Origin of the sequence: Streptomyces sp. SUK 48, from assembly GCF_009650765.1 — a bacterium.
Classification (GTDB): Bacteria; Actinomycetota; Actinomycetes; order Streptomycetales; family Streptomycetaceae; genus Streptomyces.
The window spans coordinates 5,590,214-5,615,794 of sequence record NZ_CP045740.1 but is presented as its reverse complement, the minus strand read 5'-3'; the positions used below and the strand labels follow the sequence as shown (position 1 = coordinate 5,615,794).

Here is a 25,581-nt window from a genome sequence, read left to right as displayed (position 1 = left end):
CTTCTTCTCCGTGGGGTTCAGTAGGCGTGGTCGGCCGTGATGTCCGCCGACAGGTCGAGATGGCGGCGCGCGGTCTCGGGGCGCAGGCCCATCAGGAGGTGGGTCAGGGCGTCCACCGCGGCGAGATGGGCGATCCGGCTGGCGGAGGTCTCCAGGCCGAACACGAGGTCCTGGCCGCCGGCGACGAGCACCTGACTGCTGGTCTCGCTCAACGGTGAACGGGCGTAGCTGGTGAGCGTGACGACGCTCGCCCCGGCCGCCCGGGCGCGCCGGGCGGTGTCGACCGTGGTGCGGGTGGCCCCGGTGTGGCTGATCGCGAGACAGACGCCGTCCGGCGGGAGCTGGGCGGCGGCGAGCTGTGCGGTGAGCGGGTCGGGCGGCGCGTCGACCTGGCAGCCGAGGGCGCGCAGCCGGTAGGCGACGTCGAGGGCGACCGCGCCGGAGAGCCCCGCGCCCACGACGACGACCCGGGACGCCGTGTGCAGGGCCTCGGCCGCGGCGGCGAGCGCGCCGGTGTCGAGGGTCGCGGCGACGCCGTCCAGGGCCTCGCGGGAGGCGCGCAGCGTGGCGGCGAGGGCGTGCGCGGCGGGTTCGTCCACGAGCGGCGGTGGCGGTTCGGGCGCCTGCCGGGCGGCCTGAAGCTTCAGCTCCTGGAACCCCCGGAAGCCGAGCCGCTGGCAGGTGCGTACGACGGTGGAGGACGCGGTGCCGGCCAGCGCGGCCACGTCGCTGACGCTGAGGTGGACCAGCCCGGCGCCCTGCTCCAGCACCGCGCGCGCCACCCGGGCCTCGGTCTCGCGCAGCTCGGGCAGCCGGGCGCGGATCCGGGCGGAGAGGGAGCCACGGGGGCCGTCGGCACCTCCGGGACCACTGGTGGCGCCGCCGGCACCCCCGGCACCGCTGGTGGAATTCTGTTCCATGGAGATAGCGTACCGTGGAATCAAATTCCACAATTCCAGACCACGAGCACGGTCCCGATCCCGATCGCGGTGCCCACCCCGCCCCCCTTCCCCTCCCGCTCGCACCTCCCCGCCAGGAGTCGCTTCGCCATGCCAGGAACCATGTCCGCCCCCGTGCTCGCCGCCGTCCTGACGGCCGCGGTGCTGCACGCCGTCTGGAACTCGATCGCCCACCGGATACCGGACAAGCTCATCGGATTCACGCTGATCAGCGTCGCGTGCACCGGGTGCGCGGCCGTCCTGGTCTGCCTCACCCCGCTGCCTCCGGCGGGCGCCTGGCCGTTCCTCGCGGCCTCGGCCGCGCTCCAGGTCACCTCGCAGCTGTTCCTGCTGCGCGCCTACCAGCTGGGCGACTTCGGGCAGATGTACCCGCTGGCCCGCGGCGTCGCCCCGCTGCTCGTGGCCATCGCCTCGGTGACCCTGCTCGGCGGGGTGCTCACCGCGCTCCAGGCGGCGGGCGTGCTGCTGGTCTCCGGGGGCCTGGCCACCCTGGCCCTCGCCTCCGGCCGCATCCGCCGCGACCAGCTGCCGGCCCTCGGCGCAGCCCTCGGCTCGGGCACGATCATCGCGTCGTACACCCTGGTCGACAGCCTGGGCGTACGGCACTCACCCGACGCCCTGGCCTACACCGCCTGGCTCTTCCTGCTCCAGGGCCCGCTCATGCCGCTGATCGCGCTGGCCAGGCGCCGCGGGCGGTTGCTCACCCAGCTGCGCCCGGTCCTCGGCACCGGGCTGCTGGGCGGCGTGCTGTCCATGACGGCGTACGGGCTGGTCGTCTGGGCCCAGGCGCACGGCGAGGTCGCGGCGGTCGCGGCGCTGCGGGAGACGGGCATCCTGGTCGCCGCGGTCATCGCGACGCTGCTGTTCCGGGAGCCGTTCGGACGGCTGCGGCTGGTGGCGGGGGCGGTGGTGCTGACGGGGATCGGGCTGATGCGCTGAGGCGGCGGATCGCCGTACCGGCGGGCTCGCGTTTCGGCCCCCTTACGACCACGGGGGGTGTAGGCGTCCACACGCAGGGCAGGCGACCGCTGGGTGCCCAAGGACCGAGCGGGAGGGGAGACATGACCTCAGCGGGACTCGCAACTCACACCGTGCGACTGAACGCCCTGGTGATCGATGCCCGGCGGGAGGGCCGGCGCGCCCTGCTGACGGTCCGCGGCGAACTGGTCCACGGCGGCACGGACACCCTGGGCGACGCCTTGGCCGCCCTGCCGCCGGGCATCACCGCGATCGAACTGGACGTGGCCGGGGTGTCCTTCCTGGACACGACGGGCCTCGCCTGCCTGGATCTGCTGAACGAGTACGGCGGGCAGCACGGCGTACGGGTCACCACGCGCGGGTGGCGGGGCCAGCCGCGCCGCGTCCTCGAACTGGTGGGCCTGGACACGACGGACACCCCGCGCACCGGCGGGACCGCCGGGTTCGCCGACCTCCCGCCCCGCACCGGCTCCGCGGTCGCCCGGGAACGCGCCGAGCAACTGGACCTGCTGCGCCTGGAGATAGCGCAGCTGCGGCAGGCGCTGGACTCCCGCCCGGTGATCGACCAGGCCCGCGGCGTCCTGATGGCCGCCCATGGCTGCACCCCCGACCAGGCGTGGGAGATCCTGCGCGAGGCGTCCCAGCACTCCAACGTCAAACTCCACCGGATCGCCGCCGCCATCACCGCGAGCGCGTCCCCCGGCGGCCCGCCCCCACCGGAGCCGCTGCGCCGCGCCCTGCGCACGGCGGTGGCCCATCACGTCCCGTGAGGCGGGGCGGCTTCAGTACGGCAGCACGCGCCCCGACGGCGTCCTGCGATCGATCTCCTGCTCCCGCGGCGCGATGGGCCGCCGGCTGACACGTACTCGGATCCGACGGTCCATGACGCCTCCTCCTGCCGACATCGGTAGGAGGTCCGTGCCCACGGAAGGGGGACTTCAAGCCCCGCGGCCGCCACGGATCCACGCCGTGGCCTCCGCGCGCCGACAGCCGGGCGCCGTAACGGACTTAGCGGACTGGAAGGCGAAGTAGAAGAACTCGCCTTTCAACTTACGATGCCGCCGAAGAAAGTTTCAGCCCGAACTCCTTGTTCACCGTGGCGTTGTACTGGTCCTTGTCCATCCCGGCGAGAACCGGCGCTTCCACGCCGGGGACCGTCTCCGCGGTCGCCAGGTCACGCCCCATGCCCTTGAGGGTCTGATCCGAGACGTCGAGGCCGTCCCGGAAAGGACTTCTCGCTGTAGTCGATCTGCTGCTCGCAGGCATGGGGACACCACACCGCGGGCCCCCGCAGGGGACATCGCTCCTGGAGACCCAGGTCGCGATCGATTCTTCTTGGTGGGGCGGGTGGGACTCGAACCCACGGCCGACGGATTATGAGTCCGCTGCTCTAACCGGCTGAGCTACCGCCCCATAGCGGCGTGTCGCGTACAAGTGTGCGCGCCGTCTGCCGCAGCATAGCCGCTCATACGATCTCCTGCTTCGGATGGTCGGCTTCCGCTCGTGCTCACGACGATGAGGACATCCGTGCAGGCTCGGCGGTTCCCGCGGACATGAAAAAGGACCCCTGAGGGGCCCTCGTTCAGCGTGCTCCCCCGACTGGACTCGAACCAGTAACCTGCCGGTTAACAGCCGGCTGCTCTGCCAATTGAGCTACGGAGGACCGAAGCTCCCCCGACTGGACTCGAACCAGTAACCTGCCGGTTAACAGCCGGCTGCTCTGCCAATTGAGCTACGGAGGATCGCCTCGATTGCATCGAACGCGCCTCCCTGGGTATTCGCCGGGGGCGGTTGCTCGCTGCGACACATACATTAGCGCAAGCAGGGGGGTGCTCCGCCAATCGGTACCCTCCGGACCCTGCGCCGCACCAGACACCTCCACACGGGAAGGGTGACAGCCATGCGCTACCGGCTCACGTTCATCGCCGGACTGGCCCTCGGTTACGTACTCGGCACACGGGCCGGACGCGAGCGCTACGAGCAGCTGAGGAAGGCCGCTCGTCAGTTCGCCCAGAACCCGGCCGTCCGCAACACCGCCGAAACCGCGGCCCAGCAGGGCCGCACGTACGCCGGCAAGGCCGTGCACACGGTCGCGGACAAGGTGGGCGACCATGTGCCCGACTCCGTGGCCCAGCGGGTCCGCTCCCTGCGCGACCGCTCCGCGGACGGCTCGGCGGGCGACGACTGGGGCACCAGCACCACCTAGCCCCCGGCATACGGCAAGATTCTCCGCATGGGGATAGTCGCCGGTTTGGACAGCTCACCTGATTTCACCCGCATCGTGGTCTGCGACACAGACACCGGTGCCGTACTGAGGCAGGGGTACGCGCCCCATCCGGTCGACTCCCCGGAGGGCGGCCGCCCGAGCGACATCGACCCCCAGGCTTGGCTGCTCTCCCTCGGGGAGGCGGCCGGCGGCGGCCTGCTGGAGGGTGTCCAGGCCATCGGCGTCTCCGCCCAGCAGCACGCGCTGATCCCCCTGGACGCCCACGGCAACACCGTGCGCCCGGCCCTGGTCGGCGGTGACCGACGCGCGCAGGTCGCCGCCGCCGATCTCGTGGACGCCCTCGGCTCCCGGGAAGCATGGGCGCACGCCGTCGGCTGTGTGCCGGGGGCCGCGCAGCCGGTCACCAAGCTGCGCTGGCTCGCCAAGAACGAGCCCGAGAACGCCCAGCGCACCGCCGCCCTGCTCCAGGCCCACGACTGGCTGGTCTGGCAGCTGCTGGGGCGCCCGGCGCGCCGCACCACCGACCGGGGCGGCGCCTCCGGCACCGGGTACTGGTCGGCGGCCACCGGTGTCTACCGCCCCGACCTGGTCGAGCTGGCGCTCGGCCACCAGGCGATGCTGCCCGAGGTGATCGGCCCCGCCGAGGCGGCCGGTACGACCCCGGAGGGGCTGCTGATCTCGGCCGGCACCGGCGAGACCATGGCGGCCGCGTTCGGGCTCGGCATCGGGCTCGGGGACGCGGTGGTGTCCCTCGGCGCCTCCGGCTCGGTGATGGCCGTACACCCCGAGCCACTGGCCGACCAGTCCGGGATGATCACCTCGCTCGCCGACGCCACCGGCATGCACCTGCCGGTCGTCACCACCCTGAACGCCGTACGCACCCTGCGCGGCACCGCCGAACTCCTCGGGCTGCCCGACCTGGAGAGCCTGTCCGAGCTGGCGATGAAGTCGACGCCGGGCGCGCACGGCCTCGTCCTGCTCCCCTACCTGGAGGGCGAGCGCACCCCGAGCCTGCCGCACGCCGCGGGCACCCTCACCGGGCTGCGGCGCGAGTCGATGAAGCCGGAGCACCTGGCGCGGGCCGCGTTCGAGGGCATGCTGTGCGGGCTCGCCGACGCGCTGGACGTGCTGCGCGGGCGGGGCGTGGAGGTGCGGCGGATCTTCCTGCTGGGGCCGGCCGCCGAGCTGCCCGCCGTGCAGGCCGCGGCGCCCTCCCTGTTCGGCGCGCAGGTCGTCGTACCGCAGCCCGCGGACTACACGGCGATCGGCGCGGCCCGGCAGGCCGCCTGGGCGCTCGGGGTCTCGCAGGGCACGCTGGACCCGCGCACCCCGCCGGCCTGGCAGGGGGCCGCGGCGCAGGTCCTGGAGCCGGGCGAGGAGCTGGCCGTGGGGCAGGCGGTACGGCAGCAGTTCACGGCGGTGCGGGAGCAGACCCACCCGGGCGCGTTCCAGTAGGCGGAGCGAATCGCCGCACAGCACCCCGTACCACCCGGCACCCGGAAGGCCGTACGAAAATCCGCTGTCGGGTTAATCAGTTGAGGTAACGCGGGTGGAGTGTCGGACGATAGGGGCCAAGGGCACACCGTCCTGCCCCTGCCGCCCACTCCGAGAGACGTAGCGTGCTCATACGACTTCTACGGACCTATCTCAGGCCCTACAAGAAACCCATCACCGTTCAGGTCCTGCTCCAGTTCCTGCAGACCTGCGCCACCCTGTACCTGCCCACGCTGAACGCCCACATCATCGACAACGGCGTCGTGAAGGGCGACACGGGCTACATCCTGTCCTTCGGCGCCCTGATGATCGGCATCTCGCTGGTGCAGGTCGTGTGCAACATCGGCGCCGTCTACCTGGGCGCCCGTACCGCCTCGGCGCTCGGCCGGGACATGCGCGCCGCCGTCTTCGACCGGGTGCAGTCCTTCTCCTCCCGTGAGGTGGGTCACTTCGGCGCGCCCTCGCTCATCACCCGCACGACGAACGACGTCCAGCAGATCCAGATGCTGGTCCTGATGACGTTCACGCTGATGGTGTCGGCGCCCATCATGTGCGTCGGCGGCATCGTGCTGGCGCTCGGCCTCGACGTGCCGCTGTCCGGGGTGCTGATCGCGGTCGTCCCGGTGCTGGCCGTCTGCGTGACGCTGATCGTGCGCCGGCTGCGGCCGCTGTTCCGCACCATGCAGACCCGCCTGGACAAGGTGAACCGGGTGCTGCGCGAGCAGATCACCGGCAACCGGGTGATCCGCGCCTTCGTCCGCGACGAGTACGAGCAGGCCCGCTTCGCCCGGGTCAACGGCGAGCTGACCGAGATGCAGCTGGCCACCGGGCGGCTGCTGTCGCTGATGTTCCCGATGGTGATGACCGTGGTGAACGTGTCCTCCATCGCGGTGGTGTGGTTCGGCGCGCACCGCATCGACAGCGGCGGGATGCAGATCGGCGACCTGACGGCGTTCCTCGCCTATCTGATGCAGATCGTGATGTCCGTGATGATGGCCACCTTCATGTTCATGATGGTGCCGCGCGCGGAGGTGTGCGCCGAGCGGGTCCAGGAGGTCATGGACACCGGGTCCAGCGTGCTGCCGCCGCTCGCCCCGGTCACCGAGCTGCGCCGGCACGGGCATCTGGAGATCCGCGCGGCCGGCTTCCGCTATCCGGGGGCCGAGGAGGCGGTGCTGCACGCCGTGGAGCTGACGGCGCGGCCCGGCGAGATCACGGCCGTGATCGGGTCCACCGGCAGCGGCAAGTCGACCCTGCTCGGGCTGGTCCCGCGGCTCTTCGACGCCACCGAGGGCGAGGTCCTGGTGAACGGCGTGGACGTCCGCGAGGTCGAGCCGGCGCTGCTGGCGCGCACGGTCGGGCTCGTGCCGCAGAAGCCGTACCTCTTCGCGGGCACCGTCGCCACGAACCTGCGCTACGGCAATCCGGACGCCACCGACGAGGAACTGTGGCACGCGCTGGAGGTGGCGCAGGCCAAGGGGTTCGTCACCGAGCTGGAGGGCGGCCTGAACGCGCCGATCGCCCAGGGCGGCACCAATGTGTCGGGCGGTCAGCGCCAGCGGCTCGCGATCGCGCGCACGCTGGTGCAGCGCCCGGAGATCTACCTGTTCGACGACTCCTTCTCCGCGCTCGACTACGCCACCGACGCGGCCCTGCGGGCCGCGCTGGCGCAGGAGACCGCCGAGGCGACCGTCGTCATCGTCGCCCAGCGGGTGGCGACCATCCGGGACGCCGACCGGATCATCGTCCTCGACGAGGGCCGGGTGGTCGGCTCCGGCCGGCACCAGGAGCTGATGGCGGGCAACGACACCTACCGGGAGATCGTGCTCTCCCAGCTGACGGAAGCGGAGGCCGCCTGATGTCCGGGCCCATGGGACGCATGATGGCGGGGGGCGGCCCCGACCAGCGGTCGATGGACTTCAAGGGGTCGGGCAAACGACTGCTCGCCCAGTTCAAGCCCGAACGGCTGACCGTGTACGGCCTGCTGGTCTGCGTGGTGGTCAGCGTGGCCCTCAGCGTGATCGGCCCGAAGATCCTCGGCCGCGCCACCGACCTGGTCTTCTCCGGCATCATCGGCCGGCAGCTGCCGGCCGGGACCACCAAGGCGCAGGTGCTGGCGCAGATGCGGGCGCACGGCAAGGGCTCCGTCGCGGACATGCTCCAGAGCACCGACTTCACCCCGGGCAAGGGCATCGACTTCGGCGCGGTCGGCGACGTGCTGCTGCTCGCGCTCGTCACCTTCCTGGTCGCCGGGCTGCTGATGGCCGTGGCGACGCGGCTGGTCAACCGCTCGGTGAACCGCACGATGTACCGGCTGCGCGAGTCCGTGCAGACGAAGCTGTCGCGGCTGCCGCTGTCGTACTTCGACAAGCGCCAGCGCGGCGAGGTGCTCTCCCGGGCGACCAACGACATCGACAACATCGGGCAGACGCTCCAGCAGTCGATGGGCCAGCTGATCAACTCGGTGCTGACCATCGTCGGCGTGCTGGTGATGATGTTCTGGGTCTCCTGGATCCTCGCGCTGGTCGCGCTGGTCACGGTGCCGCTGTCGTTCTTCGTGGCCACCCGGGTCGGCAAGCGGTCGCAGCCGCACTTCGTGCAGCAGTGGCGCTCCACGGGCAAGCTCAACGCCCATGTGGAGGAGATGTACACCGGGCACACGCTGGTGAAGGTGTTCGGGCGGCAGGAGGAGTCGGCGCAGCAGTTCGCGGAGCAGAACGAGGCTTTGTACGAGGCCGCGTTCAAGGCGCAGTTCAACAGCGGTGTGATGCAGCCGCTGATGATGTTCGTGTCGAACCTGAACTATGTGCTGGTGGCGGTCGTCGGCGGGCTGCGGGTGGCGTCCGGCGCGCTGTCCATCGGTGACGTGCAGGCGTTCATCCAGTACTCGCGGCAGTTCTCCATGCCGCTGACGCAGGTGGCCTCCATGGCGAACCTGGTGCAGTCCGGGGTGGCCTCGGCGGAGCGGGTCTTCGAACTCCTCGACGCCGAGGAGCAGGAGGCGGACCCGGTGCCGGGCGAGCGGCCGGAGCAGCTGCGCGGGCGGGTGCACCTCGAGCACGTGTCCTTCCGGTACGACCCGGAGAAGCCGCTGATCGAGGACCTCTCGCTCACGGTGGAGCCCGGGCACACGGTGGCCATCGTCGGCCCCACGGGCGCGGGCAAGACCACGCTGGTCAACCTGCTGATGCGGTTCTACGACGTCTCGGGCGGGCGGATCACCCTGGACGGGGTGGACGTACGGAGGATGACCCGGGACGAACTGCGGTCCGGGATCGGCATGGTGCTCCAGGACACCTGGCTGTTCGGCGGCACCATCGCGGAGAACATCGCGTACGGCGCCTCGCGGGAGGTCACCCGGGGCGAGATCGAGGAGGCCGCGCGGGCCGCGCACGCCGACCGGTTCATCCGGACGCTGCCCGAGGGCTACGACACCGTGATCGATGACGAGGGCACGGGGGTGAGCGCCGGTGAGAAGCAGCTCATCACCATCGCGCGGGCGTTCCTGTCCGACCCGGTGATCCTGGTGCTGGACGAGGCGACGAGTTCCGTGGACACGCGGACCGAGGTGCTGATCCAGAAGGGCATGGCCAAACTCGCCGCCGGACGCACGTCGTTCGTGATCGCGCACCGGCTGTCGACCATCCGGGACGCGGACACGATCCTCGTCATGGAGAACGGCTCCATCGTCGAACAGGGCGCGCACGCCGAGCTGTTGGCTGCGGACGGGGCGTACGCCCGGCTGTACCAGGCGCAGTTCGCGCAGGCGGTGGCCGAGGTGGACTGAGCGGGACGGAAAGGGGGCCGCTTCCGGAGTGTCTCCGGGCGGCCCCTTTTTCCTTCTCCGGCCTCGGTCTTCCTCTCCGGCCTCAGTCGAGGTAGCCCCTCAGCTGGTCGGCGTACGCGTGGTCCCGGAGCTTGTTCAGCGTCTTGGACTCGATCTGGCGGATCCGTTCGCGGGTGACGCCGAAGAGGCGGCCGATCTCCTCCAGGGTGCGGGGGCGGCCGTCGAGGAGGCCGTAGCGCAGCTGTACGACCTTGCGCTCGCGCTCGCCCAGCGTGGACAGCACGGCGTCCAGGTGCTGCTTGAGCAGCAGGAACGCGGCGGACTCCACGGGGCTCGCGGCGTCGCCGTCCTCGATGAGGTCGCCGAGCGCCACATCGTCCTCCTCGCCGACGGGGGCGTGCAGCGAGATGGGCTCCTGGGCGAGCCGCAGCACCTCGCCGACCCGCTCGGGCGGCAGGTCGAGATGGGCGGCGACCTCCTCGGGCGTCGGCTCGTACCCGCGCTCCTGGAGCATGCGGCGCTGTACCCGCACGACCCGGTTGATCAGCTCCACGACATGGACCGGGACGCGGATGGTGCGGGCCTGGTCGGCGAGGGCGCGGGACATGGCCTGGCGGATCCACCAGGTCGCGTACGTGGAGAACTTGTAGCCGCGCGCGTAGTCGAACTTCTCCACGGCGCGGATCAGCCCGAGGTTGCCCTCCTGGACGAGGTCGAGCATGGTGAGCCCGCGTCCGACGTACCGCTTGGCGACGGAGACGACGAGCCGCAGGTTGGCCTCGATCAGCCGTCTCTTGGCGACCCTTCCCATGACCACCAGCCGGTCCAGGTCGTGCGCCAACTCGCCGTCCAGGTCGGGGGTGTTGCTCAGCTTCTCCTCCGCGAACAGCCCGGCCTCGACCCGGCGGGCCAGCTCGACCTCCTCGGCGGCGGTGAGCAGCGGGATGCGGCCGATCTCGCGCAGGTACTGCCGGAACAGATCGGCGGACGGCCCGGCGCTCTCGGTGCGCGCCGCGGCGGGTGCCTCCTCGGCGGCCGCCTCCGGATGCAGGGGGGCACGCCCCTGCGGCGGCACGGCGGCGACGCCGTCGGGCTCCGCGTCCGTCTCGTCCACGCCGGCACCGGTGCTCTGGGCAGTAGGGGTGAGGGTCTGGGTCTGCACGAGGGCGACCTCCAGGATGTACGCCGGACTCGGCATCCCCCACAGTGTGGAGTACGACACATCGCCGCCACGAGGGGTGTGCGGTGACTTTTTGCGTCCGATCCGTGACCCGCTGCTGACGACCCCCGCCCGAAGGGCTCCTAGAGCGCCGTCGCGCCCCGTTCCCGGAGGGACTGGTCGTACTGCTGGAGGATCCACATCTCGTTCTGGACGGCGGCCAGTTGGCCGGGGTCGCCGCCGGAGGAGAGGCGGGTCATCTGGAACTCGATGTCGCGGATGCGGCGTTCGACCGCGCGGCGGCGGATCTGGACCAGGACGGTGCCGGCGTAGGTCTCGTCGACCGTGCGGCGCAGGATCGGTTCGACGGCCAGCTCGGTGACCATGGCGCGCGCGGCGTCGTCCGGCGCGGCCTCGCGGACCCGGACCAGGTACTCCTGCGGGTCGGACACGCCGAACTCCGCGCCGCCCGCCTCCGCGATGGTCTGCCGTACGGCGGCGTACGGCGGGGCGGTGAACTCGTCCACCCCGTACGCGTCGAAGGCGGGTGAGACCAACTCGGGCCGCTGGAGGGCGAGTTTGAGGAGTTCGCGTTCGGCGGCGTACACCGGGTTGCGCAGGGTGAGGGCCGGTCCCGAGTTCGCGGTGCGCGGGGCCTGCTCCCACTGCTGCTCGCCGCCGCGCGGCCGGTCCTGCGCCGGGCCCCGGCCGCCCCGGTCCCGCGCCCAGCGGGCCAGCTGGGCCACCCTGCGCACCACGAACTGCGTGTCCAGGATGCCGAGCAGCCCGGCCAGTTCGACCGCGACCTCGTGCTGCGCGCCGCTGTTCTTGATCCGGGCCACGATCGGCGCGGCCTCGTCCAGGGCGGCGGCGCGGCCGCCCGAGGTGTCCAGGTCGTACCGGCTCACGACCTGCCGCAGCGCGAACGCGAAGAGCGGGGTGCGCGGTTCGGCCAGGTCGGCCACCGCCTCGTCGCCCTTGGCGAGCCGCAGCTCGCAGGGGTCCATGCCGTCGGGCGCGATCGCGATGTACGTCTCGGCGGCGAACTTCTGGTCGTCCTCGAAGGCCCGCAGCGCCGCCTTCTGGCCCGCCGCGTCGCCGTCGAAGGTGAAGATCACCCGGGCCGAGCCGTTGTCCATCAGCAGCCGGCGCAGGATCTTGATGTGCTCGCCGCCGAAGGCCGTACCGCAGGTCGCGATGGCCGTCCGCACCCCGGCGAGATGGCAGGCCATGACGTCGGTGTAGCCCTCGACCACGACCGCCCGGCTGGACTTCGCGATCTCCTTCTTCGCCAGGTCGATGCCGTAGAGGACCTGCGACTTCTTGTAGATCGCGGTCTCGGGGGTGTTGAGGTACTTGGGCCCGTTGTCGGACTCGTACAGCTTGCGCGCGCCGAAGCCGACGACCTCGCCGCCGATGTCCCGGATCGGCCACATCAGCCGGCCCCGGAAGCGGTCGATCGGTCCGCGCCGGCCGTCCTGGGAGAGACCGGAGAGGATCAGCTCCTTGTCGCTGAAGCCCTTGCCGCGCAGATAGCGGGTGAGGTGGTCCCAGCCCTGGGGGCTGTAGCCGACGCCGAAGTGCACCGCCGCGCCCTGGTCGAAGCCGCGCTCGGCGAGGAAGACCCGGCCGGTCTCCGCCTCCGGGCTGTCCGCCAGCTGCTCGGCGTACCACTGCGCGGCGATCTTGTGCGCCTCGACCAGCCGGATGCGTTCGCCGCGCTGGTGGGCGGGGTTGTACCCGCCCTCCTCGTACCGCAGCGTGATGCCGGCCTGGGCGGCGAGCCGCTCCACCGCCTCCGAGAAGGAGAGGTGGTCCACCTTCATCACGAAGGTGATGGTGTCGCCGCCCTCCTGGCAGCCGAAGCAGTGGAAGAGCCCCTTGCCGGGGCTGACCTGGAAGGACGGCGACTTCTCGTCGTGGAACGGGCACAGTCCCTTGAGGTTTCCGCCACCCGCGTTGCGCAGTTGTAGGTACTCGGAGACCACGGCGTCGATCGGGACCGCGTCCCGTACCGCCTTCACGTCCTCGTCGTTGATCCGTCCTGCCACGGATGAATTCTACGGTGGCGGAGGGAGCACCACGGGGCCGCCGGGGTTCAGGGGGCGAGCTGCTCCAGGGGCATGTGCGGGTCGGCCAGCGCGTCCGTGTCCACCTGGGCCCGGGAGCGGATGAGCCGCTGGATCTGTTCCGTGACGTTCCACACATTCACGTTCATGCCCGCGAGCACCCGCCCCTCGCCCACCCAGAACGCGATGAACTCCCGCTTGCCCACGTCGCCCCGGATGACCACCTGGTCGTACGACCCCGGCGGCGCCCATCCGCTGTACTCCATGCCCAGGTCGTACTGGTCGGTGAAGAAGTACGGCACCCGGTCGTACACGGTGTCCTGCCCGAGCATGGAGCGCGCCGCCGCCGGTCCCCCGTTGAGCGCGTTGGCCCAGTGCTCGACCCGGATCCGGGTACCGAACAGCTCCAGCGGGAAGGCGGCCACGTCGCCGGCGGCGTAGATGTCGGGGTCGGAGGTCCGCAGCCGCTCGTCCACCACGATGCCGCCGCCGTGCGCCCGGTCGGCGATCTCCAGGCCCGCCGCCTCGGCGAGCGCGGCCCGGGGCACCGCGCCGATCGCCGCGAGGACGTCGTGCGCCGGGTGCTCCTCGCCGTCGTCGGTGCGCACCGCGAGGACCATGCCGTCCTGGCCGATGATCTCGGTGAGCCGCCGTCCGAACTGGAAGCGCACCCCGTGGCCGCTGTGCAGCTGGGCGAAGACGTTGCCCAGCTCGGGGCCGAGCACGCCGTGCAGCGGGGTCGGCTCCGACTCGATCACGGTGACCTCCGCACCGTACTCGCGCGCCGCCGCCGCGACCTCCAGGCCGATCCAGCCGGCGCCGGCGATCACCAGGTGCCCGTTGTCCCGGCCGAGGGAGGCCAGCACGCCCTTGAGCCGCTCGGCGTGCGCGAGCCGGCGCAGATGGTGGACGCCCGCGAGACCGGTGCCGGGGATGTCGAGGCGGCGCGGCTCGGCGCCGGTGCACAGCAGCAGCTTGTCGTACCGGACGAGGGTGCCGTCGTCGCCGTAGCGCACGGTCTTGGCCGTACGGTCGACGCGGTCGACGCTCTGGCCGAGGTGCAGCTCGATGTCGTTGCGCGCGTACCAGGCCGGTTCGTGCACGAAGACGCTGTCGCGCTCCTCCTTGCCGAGCAGGAAGCCCTTGGACAGCGGCGGTCGCTCGTACGGGTGGTCGCGTTCGTCGCAGATCAGTATCACCCGGCCGGTGAAGCCCTCCGCGCGGAGCGTCTCCGCCGCCTTCGCGCCGGCGAGGCCGCCTCCGACGATGACGAATGTCTGATCCGCGTCGACCACTTGTCTGCCTCCTCGTAAGGGTGCCGCCACCCGCGAGCGTCCCGCACACGGCGTGCCGCGGGAAGGGGGAGTGACCCGATCAGGCCACCGGGTGCACGTTCTTCTCACATATGCCCGGTCAGTCTCGCGTGCAGAGAGAGCGCGGAGGCGTCGGTGAGGGATGCGATCTGGTCGACGATCACCCGCTTGCGCGCGTGGTCGTCGGATGCCCCGTCGAACAGGGCCCGAAACTGCGGATCCAGGCCGTCCGGCGCGCGGACGGTGAGCGCCTCGGCCAGCTCCGCCACGATGATCCGCTGATCGGCCCGCAGCCGCTCCTGCTCGGCGCGCTGCATCACGTACCGGTCGGCGACCGCCTTGAGCACCGCGCACTCCAGCCGGGCCTCGCGGGGTACGACGAGACGGGCGTCGTAGCGGGTGAGCGGGCCGTGTCCGTAGGCGGCGCGGGTGGCGCTCTCGGCGGCCAGGCAGAACCGTCCGATGAGCTGACTGGTGGCGTCCTTCAGGCGGGCCTGGGCGGCCGCGGTGCCGTCGTAGCCGTGCGGCCACCACTCGGCGTCCTGGAGGCGGTCGAGGGCGTCGGCGAGTTCGGCCGGATCGGTGCCGGCGGGGACGTAGCGGCCGATGGCCACCTCGAACACGGCCTGCCGTTCGGGCTCGGCGTGCAGGCAGTTGGGGTCGATGTGGCCGGCGTGCAGGCCGTCCTCGACGTCGTGCACCGAGTAGGCGACGTCGTCGGCCCAGTCCATGACCTGGGCCTCGAAGCAGGTGCGGGTGCCGGGGGCGGCGGCCCTGACCCAGTCGAACACCGGGCGGTCGTCCTCGTACACACCGAACTTCACCGAGGCGGGGTCGGTGGGGTGGGCGCCGCGCGGCCAGGGGTACTTGGTGGCGGCGTCGAGGGCGGCGCGGGTGAGGTTGAGGCCGACGGAGCCCCGCTCGGTGAACCGCTTGGGCTCGATCCGGGTGAGCAGCCGCAGCGACTGGGCGTTGCCCTCGAAGCCGCCGCAGTCGTCCGCGAACGCGTTGAGCGCCTGTTCGCCGTTGTGGCCGAAGGGCGGGTGGCCCAGGTCGTGGGAGAGGCAGGCGGCCTCCACGAGGTCGGGGTCGCAGCCGAGGGCCGCGCCCAGTTCGCGGCCGACCTGGGCGCACTCCAGGGAGTGGGTGAGCCGGGTGCGGGGGCTGGCGTCCCAGACCTGGCTGTGGCTGCCCGGGGTGACGACCTGCGTCTTGCCCGCGAGGCGGCGCAGCGCGGCGGAGTGCAGGACGCGGGCGCGGTCGCGCTGGAAGGCGGTGCGGCCGGGGCGTTTGTCGGGCTCGGGCGCCCAGCGTTCCAGGTCCTCGGGGCCGTAGGGATCGGGGGGTGCGCTGCCTTCCATGATTCGACACTAGACGCAGGGGGTGACCGATGGGGGTGCCGGGTGGCCCAGTCGTATGGCGGGAGCGGGAATTCGGCAGGCCCGGCGGGGCGGATTCGCCCACCGCGGCGAACCGGACGGCCCCCGGTGGCGTCCTCCATGACCGGAGCGGAGTACCGGGGCCGAGAGCCGGGACCGGGCAGAAAGCTTCGTGCCGGGGGGACCGTATGAAGATCCGCAGACCGCGGCTGCCGCGCACCCGCGCCGGTCAGCGGCGGCTGGTGCAGGCCGTGGTGGCCGGCTGTGTGCTGGCGCTGCTGCCGGGGGCCTGGCTGTTCACGTCCACGGCGGACCGGCTGCGCACGGTCGCGGACGCGCCGCCCGCGCCGGTCGCGGTGGTGTTCGGGGCCGGGCTGTGGAACGGGGAGCCGTCGCCGTACCTCGCCCGCCGCCTGGACGCGACGGCGGCGCTGTACCGGGCGGGCCGGGTCAAGGTCGTCCTGGTCACCGGCGACAACAGCCGCAAGGACTACGACGAGCCGGACGCCATGCGCACCTATCTGACCAGGCACGGCGTGCCGGGCGGCAGGATCGTGCGGGACTACGCCGGCTTCGACACCTGGGACAGCTGCGTACGCGCCAGGAAGATCTTCGGTGTGGACCGCGCGCTGCTGGTCAGCCAGGGTTTCCACATCCGGCGGGCGGTCGCGCTGTGCGAGGCGGCGGGCATCGACGCGTACGGCGTCGGGGTCGACGAGCCGCACGACGTCACCTGGTACTACGGCGGCACGCGCGAGGTGTTCGCGGCGGGCAAGGCGCTGCTGGACACGGCCTTCCGCCCGGACCCGACGTTCCTGGGCCCCCGGGACAAGGGGGTCGCCGACGCGCTCGCCGGGGCGGGGAGCCCGGCCCGGCGCGCGAAGGGCTGAGCGCGTGGACCTCACCGACCTCACCGACCTCACGCCCGCCGAGCGCCGGGTCCGGCATGCCTTCCCGCTCGGCGAGGGGGTCGACTTCCGGGAGGGCGACGACGACGATCCCGGGCGGGGCGCCGACTGGGGGCCCGAGCGCACGCTGCGGGCCGAGTTCCTGCGGGAGTTGCTGCTGGCCGGGCCGGTGGCGCAGGGCCGTACGGCGGGCCTGAAGGTGACGGGCGCGCGCGTCACCGGGCGGCTCGACCTGAAGTACGGCACCGTCACCTGCGCCGTCCGACTGCGCTCCTGCCACTTCGAGCAGGCACCCGATCTGTACGGGGCGCGGATCGGCGCCCTGGTCCTCAGCGACTCGGTGCTGCCGGGGCTGACGGCGGGGACGCTGCGCGCCGACGGGGTCGTGCGGATCACCTGCTGCCGTATCGCGGGCCCGGTACGGCTCCAGGGCGCCAGGCTGGCCGGGGGGTTCTTCGCCAACGGGGCGCGGCTCGGCAGGCCAGGACAGGCCCCGGAGACGGCCGTGCTCCAGCTCAACCACGCCGAGGTGGCCGCGGACGTATGGGCGCCGGAGCTGGTCGCGCACGGCATGGTGCAGCTGAACGGGGCCGTCGTCGGCGGGCAGGTGCGCCTCGACGACGCGGTGCTCGACGCCCCCGGCGGCACCGCCCTGCACGCCGAGGTGCTCACGGTCGGCACCGATCTGCACGCGATGCGGCTGCGCGCGCGGGGCCGGGTGAATCTGAGCGGCGCCCGCATCCCGCGCCAACTCAACCTGGCGTACGCCCGGTTGGCGAACCCCGGCGGCCAGGCGCTGCGCGTCAGCAGCGCGGTCGTCGGCGAGCTGTGGCTGCGCGACGCCGCGCCGGTCGAGGGCACGGTCAATCTGCGCCGCGCTCAGCTCGACCTGCTGCACGTACCGCCCAAGGTGTGGCCCGGGAGGGTCCGGCTCGACGGTCTCGCCTACCGCGTCCTGACCCCGCACCTCCCCGCCGAACAGCGCCTGCCGCTGCTGGAGCGGGAACCGGACGGGGGCTATCTCCCGCACCCCTACGAGCAGTTGACCACCGCCTACCGCACGGTGGGCGACGACGCCGCCGCCCGCACCGTCCAGCTGGCCAAGCTGCGCCGGCACCGCCGCACCCTGCCGGCGTACGCCCGGCTGTGGGGCCATCTCCAGGACGCCGCCGTCGGCTACGGCTTCCGTCCGATGCGCGCCGCGCTCTGGCTGCTCCTGCTGCTGTGCTCGGGCACCCTCGCCTTCGCCCTGCACCACCCGCCCGCCCTCAAGCCGTCCGAGGCCCCCGCCTTCAATCCGCTCTTCTACACCCTGGACCTGCTCCTCCCGATCATCGACTTCGGCCAGGAATCCGCGTACGCCCCGCGCGGCGGCTTCCAGTGGCTGTCGTACCTGCTGATCGCGATGGGCTGGGTGCTGGCGACGACGATCGCGGCGGGCGTCACCCGCTCCCTGAACCGGCAGTAGCCGGGGGACGGTCGAAACCGGCCGGACAGGGCGCCCTTCTCCTCTTCCTGTGAACTTCCTATGGACATGGATTGTCATGCCCCCTTAAATCTCAGGGGCGTCCACGCCATCCCCCCATGCCTGGATGGCGCCCTTTCCGAGGAGACAGATGAGCCGAATACGGCAGCACGTCCGAGGATCCCGTCGTCTCGCCACCGCCGGTGTCGCCGTCAGCGGCGCGACCCTGCTGGCCGCCACCCTCTCCCCCGCCGCCCACGCCGCGGCCGGACCCACCCGGGCCACCGCAGTGCGGCACGCGGCGTCGGCGCTGCGCGCGCACGCGTCGAGCCTGGGGCTCGACTCCGCGCAGGCCACGAGCGTCCGGGACGTGATCGTGGACAAGGACGGCAGCCAGCACGTCCGCTACGACCGTACCTACCACCGACTCCCCGTGCTGGGCGGCGACTTCGTCGTCCACCTGAACCCCGACGGCGGCTACCGGGGCGCCGACCGGGCCGCCCGCGCCCCGATCGCGCTGCCCTCCACCACGCCCGGGGTGGCCGCGCCCCAGGCCGCCGGTCTCGCGGCGAACGCGCTGCGCGCGGCCAACCCCGGGCAGCGGCTGCGGCAGGTCAAGGCCAAGCCGCAGCTGATCGTGGACGCGCTGCACGGCACGCCCCGGCTCGCCTGGCGGACGACCGCGGTCGGCCTCGACCCGCTCGGCAACCCGGTCGCGCGCACCGTGCTGACCGACGCCCGCACCGGCGCCCGGATCGACGCCTGGGACAGCATCGAGACCGCCGCCGGCGACGGCCGGTCGCTGTACAGCGGAACGGTGCCGCTGGAGACGACCCCGTCCGGATCGTCGTACCAGCTCAAGGACCCGACCCGGGGCAACACCTACACCGGGGACGCCGCGAACAAGACCGACCTGTGCATCTTCGGCATCTGCATCAGCCGGGCGCCCTCGACGGTGTTCACCGACACCGACAACCACTGGGGCACGGGCGCCACCGCCGACCGCTCCTCGGCCGCGGTCGACGCCCAGTACGGCACCGACGAGACCTGGGACTACTACAAGAACGTGCACGGCCGCAACGGCATCGCGGGCGACGGCAAGGGCTCGTACAACCGCGTCCACTACGGCAGCAACTACAACAACGCCTTCTGGGACGACAGTTGCTTCTGCATGACGTACGGCGACGGTGACGGGACGACCTTCGGGCCGCTGGTCGCCCTCGACGTCGCCGGGCACGAGATGTCGCACGGCGTCACCTCCAAGACGGCCGGCCTGACCTACTCGGGCGAGTCCGGCGGCCTGAACGAGGCCACCTCCGACATCCTCGGCACCATGGTCGAGTGGTACGCGAACAACCCCTCGGATCCCGGTGATTACCTCATCGGCGAGCAGATCGTCCGCTCCGGCTTCGGCGGGACCGCGCTGCGCTACATGGACAAGCCCTCCAGGGACGGCAGTTCGGCCGACTACTGGAGCAGCTCGGTCGGCAGTCTCGACGTCCACTACTCCTCCGGCGTCGCCAACCACTTCGCCTACCTCCTCGCGGAGGGCAGCGGCGCCAAGACCATCAACGGCGTCAGCTACAACTCGCCCACGTACAACGGCTCCACGGTCACCGGGATCGGCCACGACAAGGTCGGCAGGATCTGGTACCGGGCGCTGACGGTCTACATGACGTCCTCCACCAACTACGCGGGCGCCCGCACGGCCACCCTCGGCGCGGCCAAGGACCTCTACGGCGCGGGCAGCGCGGAGTACAACGCGGTGGCGGCGGCCTGGAGCGCGGTCAACGTGAACTGACCGAACGCCGGTCGACGTGTCGGCGTGAACCGGCCGAACCGGTCGGCGGTACGGGCCCGGGGGCGTATCCCCGGGCCCGTATGACGTCCCGTCACCCGCCCCGCCATCCACCCCGTCACCCGTTCAACGGCCCCTCGTCGCTCCATTCGTGTGTTCTTCGTACTTTCTTCTCGTGCTCCCCGGCACACCAGCCCTGACCTGCCCCGACTCCGTCACGGCTCAGCCGTATGGCCGCCGGGCCCGCCACCCGTTCACCGCAGTCCGGCCGATCTCTCGGCAAGCGGATCCCGGCGCGAGCCCGTTACCTCGGAAGGGCAGAGGACACACCCGTCGGACAAGCTCGACAAGCTCTGGGGAGCACCATGCGACGCACCGCCCGTCTGCTGACCGGTACCGCGCTCGCCGTGGGGACGGCGGCGCTGGCCGCCGCGCCCGCCTACGGCAGCGCCACGGCGGCGAGACCCCTGCGCGCCCCCACCGGCACCCTGGAGGTGTACCCGTCCACCGCCATCCCCGGCGGACAGGTCACGGTGAACACCGCCGCCTGCGGGGACAAGAGCGGCGCGACGGGGGACGCGGGCGCGGTCGGCGCCGGCGTCTTCACCCTGGCGCCCACCACGCACCAGGGCGAGGCGATCGGACAGTTCCAGGTGCCGCCGAGCGCGCAGCCGGGGACGTACGAGATCGTCGCGAAGTGTGCGGAGGGCAGCGCCCAGGTCGTCGGCGACCTGGTGGTGGCCCTCGGCGCGGCGCACGAGCAGGTGCAGCCGCGCGGCAGCCTGAAGACGGGGGTCGGCGGCGCGCTCGGTCCCGACCCCGTGCAGACCGCGGCGGGCGTGACGGCGCTGGCCGTCGCCGCCGCGGGCGGTACCTGGCTCCTGCATCGCCGGGCGAGAGGCGACGGGATCTGACGGACACCCTCCGCTGTCCGTCCGCCGGTACCGCATGTCCCGCCCCCTCCGGGTCCGATGCCCCTCGCGGCCCGGAGGGGGAGGGGGTCCGCCCCAGGTCCAGTTCGGGGGTCCGCTCCCGGGAGAGGGGTTCGTATGCGCAGCACACGTCTGGCCGGGAGGCGTACCCGTGGCATCCGCCGGGTCCGCGGGCGTCGCGCGCGGCGGCTCGGGGACACCGCGATAGCCGCGGTCACCGTCGTGGCCCTCGCCTCGGGGGTCTGGCTGCTCGGCGGCCAGTCGCACACTCCCCCGCAGCCGGCCGCCGCCGAGGGCCGCCCCGACCCCGGCGAGGAGCGCCTGTCCGCGCCCTCCCTGCCGCCCTCCCCGCCGCTGCGCATCCGCATCCCGGCCATCCGCGTGAACGCCCCGCTGATGGGCCTCGCCCTCACCGCCTCCGGCAGCCTGGACGTGCCGCCCGCGCAGAACAAGAACCTGGCCGGCTGGTACGAGGCCGGGACCATGCCCGGCGAGCGGGGCACCGCGATCGTCGCCGGACACGTGGACAACACGGAGGGCCCGGCCGTCTTCTACGACCTGGGCGCGCTCAGGCGGGGCGCCCGGATCGAGGTGGACCGCCGGGACGGCACGGTGGCCGAGTTCACCGTGGACGCGGTCGAGGTCTATCCCGCCAGCGGCTTCCCCGACCAGAAGGTCTACGGCGCCGCCCCGCGCCCGGAGCTGCGCGTGATCACCTGCGGCGGCGGCTACTCGAAGACGACCGGCTACCAGGGCAACGTGGTCGTCTTCGCCCATCTGACCGGCAGCCACTGAGCCACCGTCCCGTCTCCGTCTCTGGTCCCCGTCTCGGTCTCAGTCGATGCCGGATCGCTCCACGCCCGCCACGATCCACCGCTGGAAGCACAGGAACACCACCAGCAGCGGCAGGATCGAGACGCCCGCCGCGATGAACAGCTCGTGCAGGCGTACGACTTGGGCGGTGGTGAAGGAGGACAGCGCCACCTGGACCGTCCAGGCGTTCTGGTCCTGCCCGATCACCAGCGGCCACAGGAAGGAGTTCCAGGCGCCGAGGAAGACGATGGTGCCGACCGCCGCGAACACCGGCCGCGCGTTGGGCACGACCACCAGCCAGTACGTCCGCCAGTGGCCGAGCCCGTCGACCTGGGCCGCGTCCTCCAACTCCCGTGGGAAGCCCAGGAAGTACTGCCGGAAGACGAAGCAGGCGAACGCCGAGAACAGGGTCGGCACGATCAGTCCGCGCAGCGTGGAGACCCAGCCGAGGGACGACACCAGCACGAAGGTCGGTACGAAGGTGACGGCGGCCGGGACCAGGAGGGTGCCGAGGATGCCGTAGAACACCTTGTTCGCGTGCCGGTAGGGGATGCGGGCGAGGCCGTACCCGGCGAGGGAGGCGAGCAGCAGGGTGCCGAGGGTGGTGGCGACGGCGATCAGCGCGGAGTTGAGCAGCGAACGGGCGAACGGCACGGAGGGGTCGTCGAACAGCTCCCGTACGTTCCCCCACCTCAACTCGCGCGGAAAGAAAGCCCATTCGGGCGAGGTGATGTCCTGCTCGCTGGACAGCCCGTTGCGGACCAGCAGATAGAAGGGGATGAGGAAGAGCAGCGCGAGCACGACGAGCACCACGGCCCGCAGCGCCCGCCCGGCCCTCACCAGGCCGTCATCCATCGACCCCCTCCCCTCGTTGCTCCTCGTTGCCCCTCGTTGCTCCTCTTTCCACTTCACTCCTCCCCGCTCTTCCCGAGCCTGAGCCAGCGCGCCTGGCCCACCGTGACGATCGCGATGATCAGCGCGAGGATCACGGCGCCCGCGCTGCCGAGTCCCAGGTTCTGCCCCTGGCCGAGGGCGGTGTAGTAGAGGTAGACGAGCGGCGGGCGGGCGTACGGCGGGTAACCCCGCGCGTCCGACAGCAGGTTGTAGAACTCGTCGAACGCCTGGAAGGCGTTGATGACGAGCAGCAGCAGCACCGCGACGGAAGTGGCCCGCAATTGGGGCAGGGTGATGTGCCGCAGCACCGTCCAGCCGGGCCGGGCCCCGTCCACGGCGGCGGCCTCGTACAGCACCGGATCGATCCGCTGGAGCCCGGCGAGGAACAGGATCATGTAGAACCCGGCCTGGAGCCACAGCCGTACGGTCACGATGACCAGCCAGTACCAGGGCGGATGGGTGGTCGACAGCCAGGCCACGGAGTCGGTGCCGAATAAGCCGAGCAGGGTGTTGGCGAGCCCGAAGCGCACCCCGTTGAAGATCGACATCTTCCAGATCAGGGCGGCGACGACGTAGCTGCACGCGGCCGGGAGGAAGAACACCGACCGGAAGAACGCCTGGGCCCGCCGCACCCGGTTGACCATCAGCGCGAGGGCCAGGGAGAGGGCGAAGGTGACGGGCACGATGAAGGCGGTGAACACCAGGAAGGTGCGCAGACTCCCGGTGAACGCGCCGTCCTTCAGCATCGCGGTGTAGTTGTCCAGGCCGACGAAGTCCGTGGGCGTCACGGTGTTGTGCGCGTCGAAGAAGCTCAGGCCGACGCTCCACAGCAGCGGGACGTACGTGAACAGCGCGAGGCCGGCCGCGAAGGGCCCGACGAACACCCAGAACCAGAGAGCCCTGCGGCGCCTCACGAGGTGTGCTTGACCCGGTCGAGTTCGGCGGACACCTTCCGTACGACACCTCGCAGTTCGCTCTCCGGGTTCGCCCCGTCCTTGATGATCCGGCTCAGCGCGTCCTGGTAGGCGGTCTGGGAGGCGGGGGTCCACAGCAGCGGCTGGGCGTACCCGTGCTCGGTGGCGAACCGCACGGCGTCGGCGGCGGCGCCCGTCCTCAGCTTGCCGGCCTTCTTCGCGAGCGAGATCCGCGCGGGGATGTGGAACCCGTAGCCGAGCGCGAAGTCCTCCTGATAGTCGGTCCGTTCCACCCAGAGCCACTTCACATACGCCTTGGCGGCCGCCTTGTCCTTGCTCCGCGCGCTGACGGCTGCGCCGTACGCCCCGACCGGAACGGTCGGCTTCCCCGCAGGGCCGTCCTTCGGGAACGGCAACACCCCGAAATCATCCCCGAGTTCCTTCTGCACCTGCGGCAGCGCCCACAGCCCGGACCACTGCATCGCGGTGAGCCCCTGGAGAAAGGCCGAGGGATCCGACCAGTCGGTGGGCGCGCCGAGGAGCAGGGCTTTACGGGCGTACAGCTCCCGCAGCTTCCCGAGCGCCCGCGCCGCCGCGGGATCGTCGAACCCGGCCTTCCCGTCCTCGGTGACCAGCCGCAGCCCCGCCGCGTACAGGGGCGTCCCGCCGAGCACCCCGGCTCCCCCGTCGTTCCCCAGGAAGAGCCCCTTGACCTTGTTGCCGGTCAACTTCTGCGCGCTGTCCACCAGTTCGTCGAGCGTCTGCGGAGGCTCGACCCCCGCGTCCCGCAGCATGCTCTTGCGGTAGTAGAGCATCTGCGTATCGACGGTCTGCGGAATGCCGTAGACCTTCCCCTGATACGTCTTCGGCGCCAGCACCGCCGGATTGAAGTCGTCCTCGACCCCGTCCAGCAACGCGGTCAGATCCTCGACCTGGCCGCCCTGGATCTGGTCCAGCGAGGGCCCGTTGACCTCGAAGACATCGGGCCCGGAATCGGTGAGCAGGGCCGCGGCCGTCTGCTGATCGTAGTTCCCGGGCCGCCACTGCACGGTGACCCGCGCCTTCGTATAGGCCGCGGCATACCGCTTCACCGCCTGCTCGGTCCCGGGCTCCCCGTACTGGTGATACCACTGCGCGAGCCGCGTCCCCCCCAAACCCCCGCCCCCGCGCCCGGTATTGGACCCACAGCCACTCACCACCCCCACACCGATCCCGGCACCCGCACCCAGCAGCGTCCTACGGCTGATCGTCACACACTCCCCCTGACGTCGGTCCTCAACGCACGGCCCAACGATCAACCATGCGGGCCGATTACGAAAGGGGGATTACGGCGGTGTGTCACTGGGCGCGGACGGTGGGTGAGGGCTCGACGCCTACGCTGAGGATGCCGAACGGGTCTGGGATACGACCCGCCCCGCCTCCTCACCCACCGACCCGCGAGGCCCACACGCATGAGCCGAGTCGACTACTTCCGTGACCCCGACGCCCCTGCCGCCAACTCTGTCGTTCCCTCGGTCACGGCCGTGGTGTGCGACGACGCGGGCAGGCTCCTGATCATCCACAAGACCGACAACAACCTGTGGGCGCTGCCCGGCGGCGGCCACGACATCGGCGAGCGCGTCGGCGACACGGTCGTACGCGAGGTCGAGGAGGAGACTGGGATCAAGGTCGAGGTGGACGGCATCATCGGGCTCTACACCGATCCCGAGCACGTGCTCGCCTACGACGACGGCGAGGTGCGGCAGCAGTTCTCCATCTGCTTCCGGGCCCATCCGGTGGGCGGAACCCTCCGCACGAGCAGCGAATCCAGGGAGGTCCGCTGGATCGACCCGGCGGACCTCGATTCGCTGGACATCCACCCGTCCATGCGACTGCGGATCCAGCACGGCCTGGACGAGACGCGCGGCGAGCCCTACATCGGCTGAGTACCCGCCTCGACGGCGGCCATCCGGCTTTCCACTCGCTCCACGGCGGCGTGGATCTCGGGCGCCGCCCGCTGGATGAAGCGGCCCACGATCGTGTCCGCCCCGTACCGCCGCACGATCTCGTTGATCCGGGCCGCCGACGTCGTGTGCTCACCGTCCGGGGTGGTCGTCATGTCCGCCACGATGAGCGCGTCCACCAGCTCCGGCCGCTCCCTCTCGAACTCGGCCTCCAGATCATCCCGGAGCCCCCTCTCCTCCGCTTCCAGGAGCGCACAGGAGTGGTGCGCCACGAGCCGTACGACCCGCTCGTCCACGCCCTCTTGCTCGCGGAGGAACCGGGCTCCGTCCAGCGGGTGGAAGCCGGTGACGGCAATGGAGGGCGAGTATCCGACGTCATGCAGGACGGCGGCAGCCTCCAGCAACTCGGAGTCGCGGCCGAGGATCGGGCTCAGGGAGCGAGCCCTTTTGGCTACCCCGAGAGAGTGCGCCCAGCGGCGCGGCAGCGGTTCGGCCAGCATCGCTTCGGCGAGGGAGTACGCCCACTTGGTAAGCCCCATGGATGGCAAG

22 protein-coding genes and 3 tRNA genes are annotated in these 25,581 nt (G+C 71.7%); 12 read left to right on the top strand and 13 right to left on the bottom strand.

Annotated features, from left to right (window positions below):
* Positions 1-17 precede the first annotated feature (17 nt).
* Complete coding sequence (locus tag GHR20_RS24690) at positions 18-920, bottom strand: MurR/RpiR family transcriptional regulator (RefSeq protein WP_153814405.1); 903 nt, start codon at positions 918-920, stop codon at positions 18-20.
* Positions 921-1,061: 141 nt separating this feature from the next.
* Between GHR20_RS24690 and GHR20_RS24685 the strand changes: the two genes are divergently transcribed.
* Complete coding sequence (locus GHR20_RS24685) at positions 1,062-1,898, top strand: EamA family transporter (protein WP_153816117.1); 837 nt, start codon at positions 1,062-1,064, stop codon at positions 1,896-1,898.
* Between the two features lie 152 nt (positions 1,899-2,050).
* A complete protein-coding gene (locus GHR20_RS24680; protein WP_343336021.1) occupies positions 2,051-2,707 on the top strand; it encodes an ANTAR domain-containing protein in 657 nt (218 codons plus the stop codon).
* 280 nt (positions 2,708-2,987) lie between these two features.
* On the opposite strand, the gene GHR20_RS38170 is transcribed toward GHR20_RS24680, so the two are convergent.
* The 4 genes from GHR20_RS38170 to GHR20_RS24665 form a co-directional block, all read right to left on the bottom strand.
* Positions 2,988-3,122: a hypothetical protein gene (locus GHR20_RS38170; RefSeq protein ID WP_275549779.1), complete on the bottom strand. Its 135-nt coding sequence runs from the start codon at positions 3,120-3,122 to the stop codon at positions 2,988-2,990.
* A 151-nt stretch (positions 3,123-3,273) separates the two neighbouring features.
* A tRNA-Ile gene (locus GHR20_RS24675) sits at positions 3,274-3,350 on the bottom strand.
* A gap of 177 nt (positions 3,351-3,527) precedes the next feature.
* Positions 3,528-3,600 (bottom strand) — tRNA-Asn (locus tag GHR20_RS24670).
* 6 nt (positions 3,601-3,606) lie between these two features.
* A tRNA-Asn gene (locus GHR20_RS24665) sits at positions 3,607-3,679 on the bottom strand.
* Positions 3,680-3,837: 158 nt separating this feature from the next.
* Between GHR20_RS24665 and GHR20_RS24660 the strand changes: the two genes are divergently transcribed.
* From GHR20_RS24660 to GHR20_RS24645, 4 genes are all read left to right on the top strand, one after another.
* Positions 3,838-4,143 (top strand): YtxH domain-containing protein, encoded by a 306-nt coding sequence (locus GHR20_RS24660; protein WP_148023858.1) that lies wholly within the window; start codon positions 3,838-3,840, stop codon positions 4,141-4,143.
* 27 nt (positions 4,144-4,170) lie between these two features.
* Positions 4,171-5,619 carry an FGGY family carbohydrate kinase gene (locus tag GHR20_RS24655; protein WP_111582119.1) on the top strand — a complete coding sequence of 483 codons (1,449 nt, stop codon included), beginning with the start codon at positions 4,171-4,173 and terminating at the stop codon, positions 5,617-5,619.
* A gap of 164 nt (positions 5,620-5,783) precedes the next feature.
* The gene (locus GHR20_RS24650) at positions 5,784-7,517 is read left to right on the top strand and encodes an ABC transporter ATP-binding protein (RefSeq protein WP_111582118.1); all 1,734 of its coding nucleotides are present in this window, start codon (positions 5,784-5,786) and stop codon (positions 7,515-7,517) included.
* Positions 7,517-9,445, top strand: coding sequence for an ABC transporter ATP-binding protein (locus tag GHR20_RS24645; protein ID WP_153814404.1), 1,929 nt, complete (start codon positions 7,517-7,519; stop codon positions 9,443-9,445). The genes GHR20_RS24650 and GHR20_RS24645 overlap by 1 nt, the downstream gene beginning before the upstream one ends.
* Before the next feature lie 82 nt (positions 9,446-9,527).
* Here GHR20_RS24645 and GHR20_RS24640 read toward each other — a convergent pair whose 3' ends face one another.
* The 4 genes from GHR20_RS24640 to GHR20_RS24625 all read right to left on the bottom strand — a co-directional run bounded on the left by GHR20_RS24640 (position 9,528) and on the right by GHR20_RS24625 (position 15,347).
* Positions 9,528-10,643, bottom strand: coding sequence for an RNA polymerase sigma factor (locus tag GHR20_RS24640; RefSeq protein WP_237520703.1), 1,116 nt, complete (start codon positions 10,641-10,643; stop codon positions 9,528-9,530).
* 104 nt (positions 10,644-10,747) lie between these two features.
* Positions 10,748-12,655 (bottom strand): DNA primase, encoded by a 1,908-nt coding sequence (gene dnaG / locus GHR20_RS24635; protein ID WP_111582116.1) that lies wholly within the window; start codon positions 12,653-12,655, stop codon positions 10,748-10,750.
* 47 nt (positions 12,656-12,702) lie between these two features.
* Positions 12,703-13,968 (bottom strand): FAD-dependent oxidoreductase, encoded by a 1,266-nt coding sequence (locus GHR20_RS24630; protein ID WP_153814403.1) that lies wholly within the window; start codon positions 13,966-13,968, stop codon positions 12,703-12,705.
* Positions 13,969-14,072: 104 nt separating this feature from the next.
* A complete protein-coding gene (locus GHR20_RS24625; RefSeq protein ID WP_153814402.1) occupies positions 14,073-15,347 on the bottom strand; it encodes a deoxyguanosinetriphosphate triphosphohydrolase in 1,275 nt (424 codons plus the stop codon).
* A 206-nt stretch (positions 15,348-15,553) separates the two neighbouring features.
* Between GHR20_RS24625 and GHR20_RS24620 the strand changes: the two genes are divergently transcribed.
* From GHR20_RS24620 to GHR20_RS24600, 5 genes are all read left to right on the top strand, one after another.
* Complete coding sequence (locus GHR20_RS24620; RefSeq protein ID WP_153814401.1) at positions 15,554-16,255, top strand: ElyC/SanA/YdcF family protein; 702 nt, start codon at positions 15,554-15,556, stop codon at positions 16,253-16,255.
* Positions 16,256-16,259: 4 nt separating this feature from the next.
* Positions 16,260-17,741, top strand: a complete 1,482-nt coding sequence (locus tag GHR20_RS24615; protein WP_153814400.1) for a membrane-associated oxidoreductase — start codon at positions 16,260-16,262, stop codon at positions 17,739-17,741.
* 148 nt (positions 17,742-17,889) lie between these two features.
* Positions 17,890-19,539, top strand: a complete 1,650-nt coding sequence (locus GHR20_RS24610) for a M4 family metallopeptidase (RefSeq protein ID WP_153814399.1) — start codon at positions 17,890-17,892, stop codon at positions 19,537-19,539.
* 362 nt (positions 19,540-19,901) lie between these two features.
* On the top strand, positions 19,902-20,450 hold the full coding sequence (locus tag GHR20_RS24605; protein ID WP_153814398.1) for a hypothetical protein: 549 nt from the start codon (positions 19,902-19,904) through the stop codon (positions 20,448-20,450).
* A 135-nt stretch (positions 20,451-20,585) separates the two neighbouring features.
* Positions 20,586-21,263 (top strand): class F sortase, encoded by a 678-nt coding sequence (locus GHR20_RS24600; RefSeq protein ID WP_153814397.1) that lies wholly within the window; start codon positions 20,586-20,588, stop codon positions 21,261-21,263.
* Positions 21,264-21,302: 39 nt separating this feature from the next.
* Here the strand turns inward: GHR20_RS24600 and GHR20_RS24595 are convergent, their stop codons facing one another.
* The 3 genes from GHR20_RS24595 to GHR20_RS24585 are packed head-to-tail and all read right to left on the bottom strand — an operon-like array spanning position 21,303 to position 24,342.
* Complete coding sequence (locus GHR20_RS24595; protein ID WP_153814396.1) at positions 21,303-22,136, bottom strand: carbohydrate ABC transporter permease; 834 nt, start codon at positions 22,134-22,136, stop codon at positions 21,303-21,305.
* A 53-nt stretch (positions 22,137-22,189) separates the two neighbouring features.
* Positions 22,190-23,089 (bottom strand): sugar ABC transporter permease, encoded by a 900-nt coding sequence (locus GHR20_RS24590; protein WP_153814395.1) that lies wholly within the window; start codon positions 23,087-23,089, stop codon positions 22,190-22,192.
* The gene (locus tag GHR20_RS24585; RefSeq protein WP_194858977.1) at positions 23,086-24,342 is read right to left on the bottom strand and encodes a sugar ABC transporter substrate-binding protein; all 1,257 of its coding nucleotides are present in this window, start codon (positions 24,340-24,342) and stop codon (positions 23,086-23,088) included. Before GHR20_RS24585 ends, GHR20_RS24590 begins: the two co-directional genes overlap by 4 nt.
* A gap of 198 nt (positions 24,343-24,540) precedes the next feature.
* On the opposite strand from GHR20_RS24585, the gene GHR20_RS24580 reads away from it, so the two are divergent.
* Complete coding sequence (locus GHR20_RS24580) at positions 24,541-25,014, top strand: NUDIX domain-containing protein (protein ID WP_148023847.1); 474 nt, start codon at positions 24,541-24,543, stop codon at positions 25,012-25,014.
* Here the strand turns inward: GHR20_RS24580 and GHR20_RS24575 are convergent.
* Positions 25,002-25,571 carry an HD domain-containing protein gene (locus GHR20_RS24575; RefSeq protein WP_194858976.1) on the bottom strand — a complete coding sequence of 190 codons (570 nt, stop codon included), beginning with the start codon at positions 25,569-25,571 and terminating at the stop codon, positions 25,002-25,004. The genes GHR20_RS24580 and GHR20_RS24575 overlap by 13 nt on opposite strands.
* Between the last annotated feature and the right edge of the window lie 10 nt (positions 25,572-25,581).

Bases quoted from the DNA above. Each gene is read 5' to 3' on its own strand.
- GHR20_RS24685 (WP_153816117.1), top strand. From the start codon at position 1,062: ATGTCCGCCCCCGTGCTCGCCGCCGTCCTGACGGCCGCGGTGCTGCAC.
- GHR20_RS24575 (WP_194858976.1), bottom strand. From the start codon at position 25,571: ATGGGGCTTACCAAGTGGGCGTACTCCCTCGCCGAAGCGATGCTGGCC.
- GHR20_RS24645 (WP_153814404.1), top strand. From the start codon at position 7,517: ATGTCCGGGCCCATGGGACGCATGATGGCGGGGGGCGGCCCCGACCAG.
- GHR20_RS24660 (WP_148023858.1), top strand. From the start codon at position 3,838: ATGCGCTACCGGCTCACGTTCATCGCCGGACTGGCCCTCGGTTACGTA.
- GHR20_RS24690 (WP_153814405.1), bottom strand. From the start codon at position 920: ATGGAACAGAATTCCACCAGCGGTGCCGGGGGTGCCGGCGGCGCCACC.
- GHR20_RS24600 (WP_153814397.1), top strand. From the start codon at position 20,586: ATGCGCAGCACACGTCTGGCCGGGAGGCGTACCCGTGGCATCCGCCGG.
- GHR20_RS24625 (WP_153814402.1), bottom strand. From the start codon at position 15,347: ATGGAAGGCAGCGCACCCCCCGATCCCTACGGCCCCGAGGACCTGGAA.
- GHR20_RS38170 (WP_275549779.1), bottom strand. From the start codon at position 3,122: ATGGGGCGTGACCTGGCGACCGCGGAGACGGTCCCCGGCGTGGAAGCG.
- GHR20_RS24620 (WP_153814401.1), top strand. From the start codon at position 15,554: ATGAAGATCCGCAGACCGCGGCTGCCGCGCACCCGCGCCGGTCAGCGG.
- GHR20_RS24655 (WP_111582119.1), top strand. From the start codon at position 4,171: ATGGGGATAGTCGCCGGTTTGGACAGCTCACCTGATTTCACCCGCATC.
- GHR20_RS24605 (WP_153814398.1), top strand. From the start codon at position 19,902: ATGCGACGCACCGCCCGTCTGCTGACCGGTACCGCGCTCGCCGTGGGG.
- GHR20_RS24610 (WP_153814399.1), top strand. From the start codon at position 17,890: ATGAGCCGAATACGGCAGCACGTCCGAGGATCCCGTCGTCTCGCCACC.
- GHR20_RS24595 (WP_153814396.1), bottom strand. From the start codon at position 22,136: ATGGATGACGGCCTGGTGAGGGCCGGGCGGGCGCTGCGGGCCGTGGTG.
- GHR20_RS24640 (WP_237520703.1), bottom strand. From the start codon at position 10,643: ATGCCGAGTCCGGCGTACATCCTGGAGGTCGCCCTCGTGCAGACCCAG.
- GHR20_RS24580 (WP_148023847.1), top strand. From the start codon at position 24,541: ATGAGCCGAGTCGACTACTTCCGTGACCCCGACGCCCCTGCCGCCAAC.